Origin of the sequence: Mycobacterium sp. 852002-51152_SCH6134967 (assembly GCF_001667105.1) — a bacterium.
Lineage (GTDB): Bacteria > Actinomycetota > Actinomycetes > Mycobacteriales > Mycobacteriaceae > Mycobacterium > Mycobacterium neumannii_A.
The window spans coordinates 25,249-39,714 of record NZ_LZIK01000073.1 but is presented as its reverse complement, the minus strand read 5'-3'; the positions used below and the strand labels follow the sequence as shown (position 1 = coordinate 39,714).

At 68.6% G+C, this 14,466-nt stretch carries 17 protein-coding genes and 1 riboswitch; of the genes, 8 read left to right on the top strand and 9 right to left on the bottom strand.

Translation table 11 applies throughout. The features are described 5' to 3' along the window. Window positions 1-79: 79 nt before the first annotated feature. The gene (locus A5790_RS25235; protein WP_066850546.1) at window positions 80-1,561 is read left to right on the top strand and encodes a class I adenylate-forming enzyme family protein; all 1,482 of its coding nucleotides are present in this window, start codon (window positions 80-82) and stop codon (window positions 1,559-1,561) included. On the opposite strand, the gene A5790_RS25230 is transcribed toward A5790_RS25235, so the two are convergent. Continuing rightward, window positions 1,558-1,983 (bottom strand): pyridoxamine 5'-phosphate oxidase family protein, encoded by a 426-nt coding sequence (locus A5790_RS25230; protein ID WP_066850544.1) that lies wholly within the window; start codon window positions 1,981-1,983, stop codon window positions 1,558-1,560. The genes A5790_RS25235 and A5790_RS25230 overlap by 4 nt on opposite strands. Window positions 1,984-2,029: 46 nt before the next feature. Continuing rightward, window positions 2,030-2,239: a hypothetical protein gene (locus A5790_RS25895; protein WP_126315811.1), complete on the bottom strand. Its 210-nt coding sequence runs from the start codon at window positions 2,237-2,239 to the stop codon at window positions 2,030-2,032. A gap of 304 nt (window positions 2,240-2,543) precedes the next feature. Here A5790_RS25895 and A5790_RS25225 point away from each other — a divergent pair, with 304 nt between their 5' ends. After that, entirely contained in the window at window positions 2,544-3,536 is a 993-nt protein-coding gene (locus A5790_RS25225; protein WP_066850542.1) for an LLM class F420-dependent oxidoreductase, read from the top strand. Between the two features lie 18 nt (window positions 3,537-3,554). Here A5790_RS25225 and A5790_RS25220 read toward each other — a convergent pair whose 3' ends face one another. Then, window positions 3,555-4,151 carry a hypothetical protein gene (locus tag A5790_RS25220; protein WP_066850540.1) on the bottom strand — a complete coding sequence of 199 codons (597 nt, stop codon included), beginning with the start codon at window positions 4,149-4,151 and terminating at the stop codon, window positions 3,555-3,557. Between the two features lie 141 nt (window positions 4,152-4,292). On the opposite strand from A5790_RS25220, the gene A5790_RS25215 reads away from it, so the two are divergent. Further along, a complete protein-coding gene (locus tag A5790_RS25215) occupies window positions 4,293-4,637 on the top strand; it encodes a hypothetical protein (RefSeq protein ID WP_064397489.1) in 345 nt (114 codons plus the stop codon). A gap of 15 nt (window positions 4,638-4,652) precedes the next feature. On the opposite strand, the gene A5790_RS25210 is transcribed toward A5790_RS25215, so the two are convergent. Together A5790_RS25210 and A5790_RS25205 are read right to left on the bottom strand one after the other, a co-directional pair. Further along, window positions 4,653-6,302 carry a DNA repair helicase XPB gene (locus A5790_RS25210; RefSeq protein ID WP_066850538.1) on the bottom strand — a complete coding sequence of 550 codons (1,650 nt, stop codon included), beginning with the start codon at window positions 6,300-6,302 and terminating at the stop codon, window positions 4,653-4,655. Between the two features lie 98 nt (window positions 6,303-6,400). Then, window positions 6,401-8,659, bottom strand: a complete 2,259-nt coding sequence (locus A5790_RS25205; RefSeq protein WP_066850536.1) for a helicase-associated domain-containing protein — start codon at window positions 8,657-8,659, stop codon at window positions 6,401-6,403. Between the two features lie 65 nt (window positions 8,660-8,724). On the opposite strand from A5790_RS25205, the gene A5790_RS25200 reads away from it, so the two are divergent. The 4 genes from A5790_RS25200 to A5790_RS25185 are packed head-to-tail and all read left to right on the top strand — an operon-like array spanning window position 8,725 to window position 10,300. Beyond that, window positions 8,725-8,916, top strand: coding sequence for a hypothetical protein (locus A5790_RS25200; RefSeq protein WP_094295626.1), 192 nt, complete (start codon window positions 8,725-8,727; stop codon window positions 8,914-8,916). A 51-nt stretch (window positions 8,917-8,967) separates the two neighbouring features. Further along, entirely contained in the window at window positions 8,968-9,399 is a 432-nt protein-coding gene (gene moaC, locus A5790_RS25195; protein ID WP_066850556.1) for a cyclic pyranopterin monophosphate synthase MoaC, read from the top strand. Then, window positions 9,399-9,875 (top strand): molybdenum cofactor biosynthesis protein B, encoded by a 477-nt coding sequence (locus tag A5790_RS25190; RefSeq protein ID WP_197696890.1) that lies wholly within the window; start codon window positions 9,399-9,401, stop codon window positions 9,873-9,875. Before moaC ends, A5790_RS25190 begins: the two co-directional genes overlap by 1 nt. Continuing rightward, complete coding sequence (locus tag A5790_RS25185; protein ID WP_066850532.1) at window positions 9,872-10,300, top strand: molybdenum cofactor biosynthesis protein MoaE; 429 nt, start codon at window positions 9,872-9,874, stop codon at window positions 10,298-10,300. The genes A5790_RS25190 and A5790_RS25185 overlap by 4 nt, the downstream gene beginning before the upstream one ends. A gap of 86 nt (window positions 10,301-10,386) precedes the next feature. Here A5790_RS25185 and A5790_RS25180 read toward each other — a convergent pair whose 3' ends face one another. From A5790_RS25180 to A5790_RS25165, 4 genes are all read right to left on the bottom strand, one after another. After that, window positions 10,387-11,676: a transglycosylase family protein gene (locus A5790_RS25180; RefSeq protein WP_066850530.1), complete on the bottom strand. Its 1,290-nt coding sequence runs from the start codon at window positions 11,674-11,676 to the stop codon at window positions 10,387-10,389. A gap of 9 nt (window positions 11,677-11,685) precedes the next feature. Continuing rightward, window positions 11,686-11,901, bottom strand: a riboswitch (cyclic di-AMP (ydaO/yuaA leader). Window positions 11,902-12,119: 218 nt separating this feature from the next. Beyond that, window positions 12,120-12,389 (bottom strand): MoaD/ThiS family protein, encoded by a 270-nt coding sequence (locus A5790_RS25175; protein ID WP_066850528.1) that lies wholly within the window; start codon window positions 12,387-12,389, stop codon window positions 12,120-12,122. Between the two features lie 13 nt (window positions 12,390-12,402). Next, on the bottom strand, window positions 12,403-13,452 hold the full coding sequence (gene moaA / locus A5790_RS25170; protein WP_066850526.1) for a GTP 3',8-cyclase MoaA: 1,050 nt from the start codon (window positions 13,450-13,452) through the stop codon (window positions 12,403-12,405). Further along, window positions 13,449-13,853: a YccF domain-containing protein gene (locus A5790_RS25165; RefSeq protein WP_066850524.1), complete on the bottom strand. Its 405-nt coding sequence runs from the start codon at window positions 13,851-13,853 to the stop codon at window positions 13,449-13,451. Before A5790_RS25165 ends, moaA begins: the two co-directional genes overlap by 4 nt. A gap of 150 nt (window positions 13,854-14,003) precedes the next feature. Here A5790_RS25165 and A5790_RS25160 point away from each other — a divergent pair, with 150 nt between their 5' ends. Further along, window positions 14,004-14,414 carry a cold-shock protein gene (locus A5790_RS25160; RefSeq protein ID WP_066850523.1) on the top strand — a complete coding sequence of 137 codons (411 nt, stop codon included), beginning with the start codon at window positions 14,004-14,006 and terminating at the stop codon, window positions 14,412-14,414. Window positions 14,415-14,466 lie beyond the last annotated feature (52 nt).

Below are 14,466 nucleotides of genomic sequence, written 5' to 3'. Positions count from 1 at the left end.
TCTACGGCCACCTGCACACCGACCACAACAATCGTCAAAAGCCTTGCCAAGCGGCAGCGGCTTGACATAGGAGAAACCCGTGCCGGAAAGCTTCACCGACGAGTTCGCGGCCGGGCTGGCCCGTTACGGCAGTAATCCCTGTATCGAGTTCGAGGGGCGCTGGTACAGCGGTGACGAGGTGACGGCGTACGGTCGTGCCATCGCGCAGGCGCTGCGGGATGCGGGTGTTCCCGACGACGCCCCGGTCGGTTTGGTGGTCAGGAACCGGTTGCCGCACGCCGCGTCGATCATCGGCTTCCTCGCCGCGGGCCGCACGGTGTCGATGATCTACTCGTTCCAGTCGCCCGAGGCCATCGGCCGCGACATCGAGACGCTCGGACTCTCGGCCGTCGTCGCCGACGGTGAGGACTGGTCCGCGCCGGTTATCGACGCGGCTCAGCGGGCAGGCAGCGCGGGCGTGGAGATATCGGCGCGCCAACCGATCGTCGCTGCGGTGCCCGGGCTGGATCGCCGAGACCCGCGACGCGCCCATGCTGAGCCTGAACCCGGTGTCGCACTGCAGATTCTGACGAGCGGCACGACGGGACCGCCGAAGCGCCAGTCGATCAAGACCCCGGTGCTCGAGCGTACGGTGTTCAGCGTCACCAGCGGCGAGACCGCCCCGGCCGACGCCCCGCCCGAACTCGCCTACTGGCAGTTCGGCGGAATCGGTGTATGTCAATTGATCGCCGGTGTGTACAACGGCCGGCGGATCGTGATGCTCGAGCGATTCAGCGTCGAGGACTACGTGAATCTCGTGAAACGGCACCGTATCACCCGTTCGGGTGTGCAGCCCGCCGTCATCCGGATGCTGCTGGACGCCGACGTGGCGAAGGAAGATCTCGCATCGCTGGACTTCCTGATCAGCGCGTCCGGCCCGCTGGACCCCGAGACCCGCGACGAGTTCGAGGCGAAATACGGTATCTCGATCGTGCTGGCCTACGGCGCAACGGAATTCGCGGGATCGCTGTGCGCATGGTCTCCGGAGATGCAACGCGACTTCGGTTCGGCCAAGCGCAACAGCGTCGGCAGGGCCCTGCCCGACGTCGAGTTGCGCATCGTCGACCCGGACACCGGAGGCGAGCTTGCGGCCGGCGAGCAAGGCCTCCTGGAGGCCAAGGTCGCGCCGATCGGACCGGACTGGATCCGCACCACCGACATCGCCTCGATGGACGACGACGGGTTCGTCACTCTGCATGGAAGGGCCGACGGAGCGATCAACCGCGGTGGGTTCAAGGTCCTGCCGGAAACCGTTCGGCGCGTGCTGATCTCACATCCCGCCGTCCGCGACGCCTGCGTGGTCGGCGTGCGCGACGCGCGCCTGGGCGAGGTGCCGGTCGCAGCCGTCGAGTTGTCGCCGGGACTGCCGGTGCCCTCCGACGACGAACTTGCCGACCTGGTGCGGCGCTCGCTGCCCGTGTACAACGTGCCGGTGGCGTTCACGGTCGTCGACGAACTGCCGCGCAACCCGGCGCTGAAGGTGAGCCTGCCCGCCGTCGCCGCGCTGTTCGAGCCGCGCTAGAACGCCCCGAGGTCAGCCGACAACCAGTGCTGCGGCTTCATGAAAACCACCACGCTGGCGCCGTGCTCGCGGCGGGCGTATTCGAGGTACGCATCGACCTTTTCGGGCGGCAGATAGCGTTTGGTGACCTCGACGAGTCGCTCGTCGGTGCCGGGCTCGATGCGGCTGACCGGGCCGTCGACCGCCACGTACCGAACCGTCGGCTCGAGGCGCTGGACCATCAGCGTGAACTCGCCCTGGCTCTCGATGAGTCGATGTTTGCGAGAGCCGTCGCCGGTGAGCACCCACGGCTCACCGCCGGGCGAGTACTGATACCAGACAGGAACGGTCAGCGGGCCACGCTTGTCACCCGCGCCGACCGACAAGGCGGCGACGTGCGGTTCGGCCAGGAATTGTTCGCGTTCGTCTTTCGACAAGGCCATGACGTCAGGCTAACGCCGGACGCCGACAGAATTCGGGGATCGAGCCTCAGGCGCCGATCCGGGAGAAGAACGCCATCGTGACTATGCCGATGGCGATCGCGACGGGAGTCTGGCCCATCGCCGCCGTGCTGACGATTCCCGCTATCGCGGCGATCGCGATGACCGCCAGCAGCAGGACAGTGAACCACCGAACGTGCACCGCGCCGCCGGGACGCACGGGATGCGCCCTGAACCCGTCTATCGGGTCACGACCCACGACCGCCTCCTCTTTCCTGTGCCTCAGATCACACGAACTGCTTGGTGTGAGCCACACCATACAACAGAAAACGCCGGTCAGCGAAGCGTGTCGAGCTTCTCGATTGCCTCTGCGGTCGGCGGCGCACCTGGACTTCTCCGGCGCGAGAGGCTAACGCCCAGTACGGGACTCATGGTGAGTTGAGCTAACTGATACCTTCCGCGCCGCGGCGGCAATGCGGTAACGGCGTCGCGTCCTGAGGTCCGCACGCCGTGAACCGACGCCTGCTGACGCCGGAGGCCCGGTAGGCCTAGAGTCGGGTGCCATGCGCTTCGGACTGTTCATCCCGCAGGGCTGGCGGCTCGACCTAATCGACATTCCTCCCGCAGAGCAGTGGGCGGTGATGCGCGACCTCGCCGCGTATGCCGACGACAGCGACGCGTGGGACTCGCTGTGGGTCTACGACCACTTCCACACCGTGCCGGTGCCCACCACGGAGGCCACCCACGAGGCGTGGACCTTGATGGCTGCCTACGCCGCGACGACGTCGCGCATCAAGCTCGGCCAGATGTGCACGGCGATGAGCTACCGCAACCCGGTCTATCTGGCCAAGGTCGCCGCCACCGCCGACATCATCTCCGGCGGTCGCATCCAAATGGGCATCGGTGGCGGATGGTACGAACACGAATGGCGTGCCTACGGTTACGGATTCCCGTCGGCTGGGGTGCGGCTGGGGCGCCTCGACGAGGGTGTGCAGATCATGCGTGACGCATGGCGCGACGGGAAGGTGAGTTTCGACGGCAAGTACTACCAGGTCGCCGGGGCGATTGTGCAGCCGAAACCCCTGCAGGAGAACGGGATTCCTCTATGGATCGCCGGCGGTGGGGAGAAGGTGACGCTGCGCATCGCGGCGAAATACGCCCAGTACACCAACTTCACTTCTGAGCCAGGGGGTTTCACTCACAAGTCACAGGTGCTGGCCGACCACTGCGGTGAGGTCGGCACCGACTACAACGCGATCGTTCGTTCGGCCAACTTCAACGCGGTGATCGGCGATTCGGAGTCCGACGTCAAGGAACGCGTGGCGAGGCTGCGCGCACGACAGGTCGCCAAGGCCGACGAGGCGGCGGTCGACGCGATGCTGAACTCCGTGTCCGCTCCCGAAGCAGCAAGTGGCACACCCGAACAAGTCATCGAGAAGTTGGACAAGATGCGGCAGCTGGGCTGCGAGTACGCCATCCTCTACTTCCCGGAAGCCGCGTACGACCGCTCGGGTATCGAGATGTTCGAGCAGCAGGTGATTCCCGCCCTCAGCTAGGGCGCGACGAACACCTGATCACGGCGTCGGTGGAATCGGGCCCTCCGGGGGAACCGCCGGACCCGGCGGGGCAGTGTCGTAGTACCCGGGCGGCGGTGGGCCGTCCAACGGGTAGTACCCGGGCGGCAGCGGTGGACCGCCTTCGGCGGGCGGTGCCACCGGCGGGCCGTTGGACTCGGGGGCGTTCAACGAGGTGTATCCCGGCGGTAGCTGCGGCGCGGGACCCGCGCCGGGCGGTGGCGGCGCCCCGACCGGTGCCTGGCCGGGCGGCAGTGCGGCGAACCCGTACGGGTCCTGGGCCTGACGCCACGCATCGCGAAGGAAGCCGAGCGGACCTGGGCTCGAACCCTGCCCGTACTGAGGGTTCGCAACCTCGGGCACCGGTGGCGCGCCGACGGGCGGAGGTGCGGGCGGCGGGTCGCCCGGGGCCACAGGAGCGGCGTAGGGCTGGCCCGGCGCAGGCGGCGTGCCGGGAGTTCCGGGGGCGGGGAGGGGCGGGACCTCGGGGTCTGCCGTCGCGAACCCGGCCGACGTCAGCGCACCCAGACCGATGGCGACGCCGACGAGTCCGACTTTGACCGCCTGGGCGGACGTGGCGCGACGGCGACTGGTCATGGGTAAGCAGGCTAGCGCCTCACCGCCTCGGACGCTCATTTACGACGGTCTGGATGCGGCCGCTTGCGGTGGATGGACCGTCACTAAGATTGGCATCTCTGCTGAATTTCCAATCGACCAGCCCTCGACAGGAAGCCCGCGATGAACAAGACCTCGCTGACCGCGCTCGCACGTGAGCAACTCGAGACGGCCCGCGCCGCCAGTAGCGGACGCAGCGCGCACACGGTCTACGGCGGCCACGAGCATTCGCTGCGTCAGACGCTGATCGCCTTGACCGGCGGCTCGGAACTGACCGAGCACGAGACGAACGGGGAGGCCACCCTGCAGGTCCTGCACGGCCGCGTACGGCTGACCCATGCGTCCGCCAACTGGGAGGGGTCCGAAGGCGACCACATCGTGGTACCCAAGGACCGGCACGGACTGCAGGCGCTCGAGGACTCCGCGATCTTACTGACGGTGTCGAATCCGGTCGGCCCGCACGTATAGCGGGCGCTTGCACGTCTAGATCGCGGGTCCCAACAGGTCGTCGGCGTCCTTGATGACGTAGCCGTAGCCCTGCTCGGCGAGGAACCTTTGACGGTGCGCGGCGTATTCGGCGTCGAGGCTGTCGCGGGAGACGACGGAGTAGAAGATCGCGCCCCCACCGTCGGCCTTGGGTCGCAGCAGCCGCCCCAGGCGTTGAGCCTCTTCCTGACGGGATCCGAAGGTGCCCGAAACCTGCACGGCGACACTGGCTTCCGGCAGATCGATAGAGAAGTTGGCGACCTTCGACACGACCAGCGTTGAGATCTCACCGCGCCGGAACTGATCGAAAAGCGCCTCGCGCTCCGCGGTTTTCGTCGAACCCTGGATGATCGGCGCGTCGAGTTCTTGGCCGAGTTCCTCGAGCTGGTCGAGGTAGGCGCCGATCACCAACGTCTGTTCGCCCTTGTGTTTGTCGAGGATCGACTTGACCACCGCGATCTTGGTGTGCGCCGTCGAGCACAGCTTGTACCGCTCGTCGGGTTCGGCGGTCGCGTACAGCATGCGCTCGTTGTCGGTCATCGTCACCCGCACCTCGATGCACTCGGCGGGCGCGATCCACCCCTGGGCCTCGATGTCCTTCCACGGTGCGTCGTAGCGCTTCGGACCGATCAACGAGAACACGTCCCCCTCGCGGCCGTCCTCACGAATCAGTGTGGCGGTCAGGCCGAGTCGACGACGCGACTGCAGATCGGCCGTCATCCGGAACACCGGTGCGGGCAGCAGGTGCACCTCGTCGTAGATGATCAGCCCCCAATCGCGGCTGTCGAACAACTCCAGGTGCCGGTATTCGCCTTTGGTGCGCCGAGTGATCACCTGATAGGTGGCGATGGTCACCGGCCGAATCTCCTTACGCTCCCCGGAGTATTCGCCGATTTCGTTCTCCGTGAGCGAGGTCCTGTTGATCAGCTCGCGTTTCCACTGCCGTCCGGCGACGGTGTTGGTCACCAGGATCAGCGTGGTCGCCGAGGCCTTCGCCATCGCGGCGGCGCCGACGAGCGTCTTGCCCGCGCCGCAGGGCAGCACGACGACCCCGGATCCGCCCTCCCAGAATGACTCGGTGGCCATCTGCTGGTAATCGCGAAGGTGCCAGCCGTTCTCCGCCAGGCTGATCGGGTGCTTCTCGCCGTCGACGTAACCCGCGAGATCCTCTGCGGGCCAGCCGATCTTGAGAAGCATCTGCTTGACCCGGCCTCGTTCGCTGTTGTGCACCAGGACGGTATCGTCGTCGATGCGCGCGCCAAGCATCGGCGCGATCTTCTTGTTGCGCAGCACCTCCTCGAGCACGGCGCGGTCCAGGCTCACCAGCATCAGGCCGTGAGCCGGATGTTTGACCAGTTGCAGCCGCCCGTAGCGGGCCATGGTGTCGACGATGTCGACCAGAAGCGGCTGGGGCACCGCGTAGCGGGAGAACGACACCAGCGCGTCGACGACCTGTTCGGCGTCGTGCCCCGCGGCGCGCGCGTTCCACAGCGCCAGCGGGGTGATCCGGTAGGTGTGGATGTGCTCCGGGGCGCGCTCGAGTTCGGCGAACGGGGCGATCGCGGCACGCGCCGCGCCCGCTTGTTCATGGTCGACCTCGAGCAGCACCGTCTTGTCGGACTGCACGATCAGGGGGCCATCGGTCATCCCATCCATTATCCAGAACCCCCGGACGTCCCATCCGCGAGAGACCGTGTCTGACCGCCGCCACGCCGTGTGACCTGGGCATTATGCGGTCGCTCGCTCTACTGCTCGTCGGCGGCGACCACGGAAGTGATGCGGTGGATGGCGAAATCGCGCACCCGTCCCGACGCGGGGTCGTATGCCGTCAACTGCCCGCCCCGCACATTGATCGGTGCGACGACACGTTGGGTCGCCACCCCCGCGGGATCGACGTACCCGATCACGACCGAGGCCTGCATGTGCGCGGCCTCCTGCAACTGGTTGATCGCCACCGCCGGGTCCAATCGCATTCCGCCGGTCGGGGCCGACGCCACCTTGCGCAGCACGGCGACGATCGCACCGAGCGTCTGGCTGGTGGGCGTCGGGGCGAGTCGGTACGTGCGCCGTCGCCCCGGCGGAGCGGGCACCCGCGCGCCCCGGGCTCGGATATCGACGATTGCGCCGGTCGAGTCCTCAGCCGCCGGCGCGAAGCCGGCCTGGCGCAGCGCCGCGAGCACGTCGGAGATCGGCGCCTGCGACACCGCGACCGTCGGCGCGAGCAGGCGCATCTCCAGCGAGTCCGTCGCCGGTGCGCCCACCGCCTGCGCGAGCAGCGCTGCGTCCTCGCACCGCACGAACGACGCCGCCATGCCGACACGCAACTGACCGTGCCTGCGGGCTACATCGTCGATGAGATATGTCAAGCCTTGCGGGACAGGAGTTTTCGAGTGGCGCTTGAAGAAGGCGTGCAGTTCGCCCGCGGTGCGGCCGGTGTCGAGCGCGCGGCGGATCGACGGCTCACTGATCCGGTACACCATCGCTGCCCCCGCCGACTCCACGCTTGCCACCGCGGCCAGTTGTTCGGCCAGCTCTCGTTGCAGCGGGCCGGGGACGACGACCGTGAGGTCGGCCTGCAGTAGGAAATGGTCGATCGGTGCGGGCAGCACCTTGTCCATCGCCTTGACGACGTCGTCGGCAGGAGCGTCGGTGAGCAGCGTCCGAGCGGGGGTGGCCAGTGCGCCGCGACCCACCAGTCCCAGCGCATGCGCCTCGGTCAGCAGGTCGGCGACCGGCCCCGGTTGCAACCGGACCCCCCAGCGCGGCCTGCGCCAGATCATCGCCCGCGACGCCTCACCTGCGTCGACGCCCGCGCCGGGCGGCAGGCTCGCGAGCACCTCGAGGAGCAGTCGCCTGTCCAGCGGTGCGGCAGTGGAGAACAGCGAATCCGACAGTGCCGCATAGGGTTTACCGTCGGGACCGCGGTTGCCGATCAAGCTCGGCCGGCCCGGGAGCTCCAGCCAGGTCGTCGCCAGCAGGTGCCATTTGACCGCGGTCGGGGATTCGACGAACCGGTCGGATGAGACCGTCGGCGCCCAGTACGGCCCGTCACCGGCCTCGGGTTCGGGTTCTGGCATGCCTGCCGAGATGAGGCCCGCACCCGCGGTCACTTCGAGGATCAGCCCCAGGCGGCGTTCGTCGATGCCGGTGGCCTTGGTCAGTCGTTTGACGTCACGCACACCGAGCCCACCGCTGCGCAACTCCGGAACCGGTGTGACGCCGAGGGTTTCGAGCACCAGCTCGACCTCGCGGAGAAGGTCGAGCGCGGCGCCCGCGGCCACCGCGTCGGCGTCGGCCGCTGTCGTCGTCGACACCACCGGGTCGGGCTCGGTCAGCTGCAGGGGTCCCGGCAGCTCACCGCGCAGCACCTGGCCCACGAGTCGCGGCAGGATCACGGTTTCCGCGTCGACCTGGCGCAGTAGACCGGCGGCCAGCAGCCGCTGCACCGGGCGGTCCGACGGGGTGCCGGGTGCGGCGTCGCGGGTGCGGCCCACCGGTGAACCCTCGAGCAACTTCTGCAGCAGCTCGGACTGCGCCTCGTCGAGCGATTCCAGTCGGGCGGCGATGTCTTGTGGACTCGCGGCGGTGTCTTCGACCGTGGCCTGTCCGGGGTACCACGGCAAGCCCGCGACGGCTTCGGCCGCCACCCGGACCGCCGCGCCACCCCACACAAGCCCCCGGTCGCGCAGATCGTCCACGGCGTTCGCGACGGCTGCTTCGGGCGCCCGGTCGCCGATGAGCTCCAGCAGTTTTGTGACCGGGACGGCGGTCGTGTCGGCGTGCAGCACGAGCAGCGCGTCGAGCACAGCCAGCCGCAGGAAGTCGAGGTCGTCGGTGGCGGCCTTGACCGACTGGCGGGCCTGCGCGCGGGCCGCCAGCGCAGCGACCGACCCCGGTGGCGGTTGGGTCAGGTCGGGCCGCAACTCCAGCAGCCGGACGAGCCGGTCGTCGGGGAGATCGGCCAACCAGGCGCCCAGAGGGAGGCCTGATGCGTTCTCGGTCATTGCTGACCAGCGTAAAGGAGTGTGGCGGTGTCGCCACCGGCCGGACCATTTGCCACAATGTGGGCGTGGCAGACAACAAGGGGAAGAAACGGTACGTCGATCCGGGCTGGCCCGAGGTCGACGGTGACGACGACCACGCGGTGAGCGAACTGGCCACCGACCGTACCGGCGCGCTGTCGCCCTTCGGCGAGATCACGTTCCCGCTGCCCGCGGACGAACTGCCGTACGTGCACGCGGTGACGGTCGTCAACAAGTAGGTGTCCGAGCCGGCCCGCCTCTCACACGTCGACGAGACCGGCGCGGCGCACATGGTCGACGTCACGGCAAAGGACGTCACCAAGCGCACCGCCGTCGCGGCCGGAACCCTCCGCACGACGGCCGACGTCGTCGCGATGATCGCATCGGGCGGCCTGCCCAAAGGCGACGCGCTGGCCACCGCCCGCGTCGCAGGCATCCTGGCCGCCAAGCGCACCAGCGACCTGATCCCGCTGTGCCATCAGTTGGCGCTGACGGGGATCGACGTGGACTTCACAATCGACGACGACGAGGGGCGGGTGGACGTCACCGCCACCGTGCGCAGCACCGACCGCACCGGCGTCGAGATGGAGGCGCTGACCGCGGTGAGCGTGGCCGCGCTGACGATCTACGACATGATCAAGGCCGTCGACCCCGCCGCCCGCATCGACGACATCCGGGTGCTGCGCAAAGAGGGCGGCAAGACCGGAACCTGGACCCGCTGATGCGGTCGGGTCGGGTTGTTGTCGCCTCCACGCGTGCCGCCGCCGGCGTGTACGAGGACCGCAGCGGGCCGATCGTCGTGGACTGGCTCACCGGCCGTGACATCGACACCCCGGCGCCCGTGGTGGTACCCGACGGCGACGCGGTGGCCGACGCCATCTCCGCCGCGGTCGCCGACGGCGTCGATGTGGTGATCACGTCCGGCGGCACTGGCATCTCGCCGACGGACCGCACCGCCGAGGGCACCGCCGCGCTGGTCGACTATCAGATTCCCGGCCTTGCCGACGCGATCCGTCGGGCCGGAGAGGACAAGGTGCCGACGTCGGTACTGTCGCGCGGCGTGTGTGGGGTCAAGGACCGCACGCTGATCGTGAACCTGCCCGGGTCGCCCGGTGGCGTCAAGGACGGACTGGGCGTGCTCAACCGTGTTCTCGAGCATGCGCTCGATCAGATTCGCGGAAAGGACCACTCGCGATGACGGCGGTGGTGCTGCGTGCCGACCTCTGCGAGGAGACGATCGATTCGGCCGAGCATGAAGCCCTGGTCGCCAATGCCTCGGCTGGTGCGGTGGTGAGCTTCTCCGGTGTCGTGCGCGATCACGACGGCGGGCGTTCAGTGCTGCGGCTGGAGTATTCGGCGCATCCGTCGGCGCCACAGACGCTTGCGGAGGTGGCTGCGGAGATCGCCGCGGATGCCGACGGCGTCCGGGCCATCGCGGTCAGCCACCGCATCGGGGCCCTCGAGATCGGCGATACCGCGCTGGTTGCCGCCGTCGCGGCCGATCACCGCGCGGCCGCGTTCCAGACGTGCGCACGCCTGGTCGACGTCGTCAAGGAGCGACTCCCGGTGTGGAAGCACCAGTTCTTCGCCGACGGCTCCGACGAATGGGTGAACTCCGCATAGCGGTTCCTCACGCCGAGTGTGGGGTTATGTCACGACGCAGCGCGGAAAACGTGCGTCGACTCCACACTCGATCGCACGGGGTGTGATCAGGCAGGCGGCAGCGGTGCGCTCGGCGCAGGTGCCGCGAGATCGACCGGCGCAGCCGGCAGGTTCGGCGCCTGGCCGCCCGGTGCGTCCGGCGTGGTGAGCGGCCGCTGGGTCAGCGCGAGCAGCGCGTCCTTGCCGGTGATGTCCTGCGTCTGAATCGCGTGCCAGATCTCCTTGAGGTAGGAGACGTTCGGGCTGTCAGCCCCGGCCTGCACGCGGTCGACGGTCGTCCCAACGGGCAGGTTGTCGGGGCTCGCGAGATGTGGAACACCGGCGTCGGTCGCGACCGGATCCACGACAGGCGCGGGCGCAGGGGGGACCTGCGGAGCGGGCTGCTGCGCCGCGTCGACGGGCAGCGACCACAGTTCCGGCTGCTGACCCGGGACCGGCGCGTCGGGTGCGACGTCCCAGTTGGCCACGGCCTGCGCGTCGACCGGAGGAGCCTCGGGCACCGGCGGGGCCAGCGGATCGAACGGCGCAGGCGGTGCCTCCGGAACGGGGGCGGCCAGCGCGTCGAACTCGGGTGCGGGGGGCGCTTCGGGTGCGGGCGCCGGAGCGGGCGGTGCTTCCGGAACCGGCGCGGCCAGCGCATCGACGGGCGGGGCTTCGGGAACCGGGGCGGCCAGCGCATCGACGGGCGGAGCTTCGGGAACCGGGGCGGCCAGCGCATCCGCGGGAGCGGGCGGCGGCGGGGCGAGTGCGTCGCCCGGCGGCGGCAGCGGCGCGGGCGCGGCCAGCGCATCGACCGGTGGGGGCGGCGGCGCGAAGGGATCGCCGGGCGGCGGCGGTGGCGGAGGCGCAGGTGCGGCCAGCGCGTCAACGGGTGCGGGCGGAGGCGGCGGAGCGAACGGGTCGAACGGCGGAGGTGGCGGTGGCAGCAGGTTGTTCACGGCCTCGACGGCGTCGTCGACGACATTGCGCGGCGTCGCACCCGACAATCCTTTACCGCACGTCGGCCACGCGCCCTTGCCCTGGCTGGCGAGCACGCGTTCGGCGACGGCGATCTGTTCTTCCTTGCTGGCCAGGTGTGCGGCGGGGGCGTACTCACCGCCGCCGTGACCGGTCCAGGTGCTCGGCGCGAACTGCAGACCACCCTGGTAGCCGTTGCCGGTGTTGATGGCCCAGTTGCCGCCGGACTCGCAGCTGGCCACCCGATCCCATTCGCCGTCGGTGGCGGCGTGGGCCTGGCCGGCGAGGGCAAGGCTTCCGGTTCCGAGCACAGCGCCCGTGAAGGCGACTTTCGCGACGCTTACAGCCGATGAAGCCGGCTTGCGGTGCCGTCCACTCATAGGTGCTTCCGGTCCTCTCTTCGGCGCCCACGAGGTCAGCTGTCGGGTTCGGGCTGGAGAGGTATTGCCCGGCCTTGTCGCACAATGCGATTCGGCTTCACCCCAAGGAACCGATCGGCTCCAGGTCCGTCTTTGACTCGGCGGACCGGTTGGGTCCCCCGCCTCCATCCAAGTTGTTCGTTGGTATCCCGTGCACCAACGGATGGAGCTCGGCGCGGTTGGGCACGGCGGGCCAGTCGGTTTGAGGTCGACCGGCTTGGGACTGAACCGTATCGGCTCGTTTTGGGCGCGTCATCTTTTGCCCTTTACGGCGTTTTCGCCTACGGCAAATCTTAAAAATCCTCTAAATGCCCAGCAGATTTCTGCGTTTCCGCAGGACTATCGCGCGCTAAATCGCGTCGTAGCCAGGTTGTGATCATTCCGTGATGTGACGGAAATCACCGTTATCCGCCGGCGAATGGGGGAAGAACATCGACGATTTGGGCGTCGCGCAGCGCGACGGCGTCGTCGCGCACCGCGATGCCGTCAGTCAGAAAAGAGCAGCGTTTCAGCACTTTCGCCAGATTCTCGTCGCGCTCACTGAGCTGCCCGACGAGTTCGGCGAGCGTCGTTCCCGGCTGAAGCCGAATCGTCTCCTCATCGTTACCGGCGGCGGCCCGTGCGGCCGCAAAATAGCGGACGTTCACCGCAACCGTGGTCGTTGTCGTCGTCATTGCTTCCTTTGACTCATCCGCCGATCGCGCTCATCGGCCGATCGGGTTGTACGAAGTTGGGATCGTTGATGCCGTGGCCCGCCGCTTTGGCCCACATCGCCGCACGCCACTCGGCCTCGAGGGCGGCGTCGTCGGCGCCCGCGCGCATAAGTTGTCGCAGGTCGGTCTCTTGCTGCGCGAACAGGCAGTTGCGGACCTGGCCGTCGGCGGTCAGCCGGGTGCGATCGCAGGCGGAGCAGAACGCGTGTGACACCGAGGCGATGATGCCGACCTTGCCCACGCCGCCGTCGACGCGCCACAACTCGGCCGGCGCCGACCCGCGCGGGGCGGTGTCCGGGGTGAGGTCGAAATGCTGCTGCAGCGCGGCGAGAACGTCGTCGGCGGAGATCGCCTTGCCGCGTTGCCACGAGTGGCCGGCGTCCAACGGCATCTGCTCGATGATGCGGAGCTGGTAGCCGTGGTCGAGGCAGAAGCGCAGCAGCCCGACCGCGTCGTCGAGGCCGGTGACCGGGTCGAGGACGGCGTTGACCTTCACCGGGTCCAGGCCCGCGGCCTTCGCGGCCCGCAGCCCGGCCAGCACATCGGGGAGCCGGTCCCGACGGGTGATGGCGGCGAATCGCGCGGCGTCGACGGTGTCCAGCGAGACGTTGATGCGGTCCAGCCCCGCCTGCCTGAGCCGTTCGGCCCGCTTGTCGAGGCCGATGCCGTTGGTGGTCAGCGTGATCTCCGGCCGGGGGCTCAGCGCAGTCGTCGCGGCGATGACGTCCTCGAGGTGGCGGGCGACCAGCGGTTCGCCACCGGTGAAGCGCACGCTTCTGACGCCGAGCCTCGTGACGGCGATGCGCAGCAGACGGGTCAACTCGTCGGGCCGCAGCAGCCGCTCCGACGGCAACCAGTCCAGGCCCTCGGCGGGCATGCAGTAGGTGCACCGCAGGTTGCAGCGGTCGGTCAACGACACCCGCAGATCGGTGGCGATGCGGCCGAAGGTGTCGATCAGCGGCCCATCGGCCGGGGCGGGCGACGACGGTGCGGCGGACGGCACGCCGAGATGGACGACGGTCACGCGAACGCCCGCTCCGGGTTGTTCGCGGCGTCGACGGGCACGATCTCCTTGCCCAGTGGCATCAGCGACACCGGGATCAGCTTGAGGTTGGCCAGTGCGAGCGGAACGCCGACGATCGTGATCGCCATCGCGATCGCGGTGATGATGTGCTCGAGGGCCAGCCAGACGCCGAACAGGATGACCCAGATGACGTTGCCGACCAGTGCGCCGGGCCGCGGCCCCGGCTTCTCGACGATCGTGCGGCCGAACGGCCACAGCGCATACATCGCGATACGAAGCGCGGCGAACCCGAACGGAATCGTGATGATCAGGACGAAACAGATCAGCGCCGCCAGCAGGTAGCCCAGCGCCAGCCACAGGCCGCCGAAGACCAACCAGATGATGTTGAGTATCAATCGCATATCGGCGCTTCTTCTCCTCCAGCGGTGGTCTTCAGCCTACCGATAAGGGGGTGCTGGCGAGTTAGAGGTCAGAGTAGGATCGAGCAGCACGCGTCCCGGCGCATCGGGGCGCTTTCCTTTTGTAGGTACAACGACGAGCGGGTGAGACCAGTGCCGACCGGCAGGGTTAAGTGGTACGACGCCGAAAAGGGCTTCGGGTTTTTGTCCCAGGAGGACGGCGAGGACGTCTACGTCCGATCCTCGGCGCTGCCCTCCGGTGTCGATACCCTCAAGGCCGGGCAGCGCGTCGAGTTCGGCATCGCCGCGGGCAGGCGCGGGCCGCAGGCGCTGACGCTGACACTCATCGATCCACCGCCGAGCCTGTCGCGCACGCGCCGGGAGGCTGCCGCCGCCGAGCGCAAGCACTCGCCCGACGAGTTGCACGGCATGATCGAGGACATGATCACGCTGCTCGAGAGCGCTGTGCAGCCCGAACTGCGTAAGGGTCGCTATCCGGACCGCAAGGCCGCCCGCCGGGTGTCCGAGGTGGTGCGGGCGGTCGCCCGCGAGCTCGAGAACTAACTCCCTTAAGCGGTGAGACTGAAGATTTGTGTGATGTTTCGCGTCGCTTTGA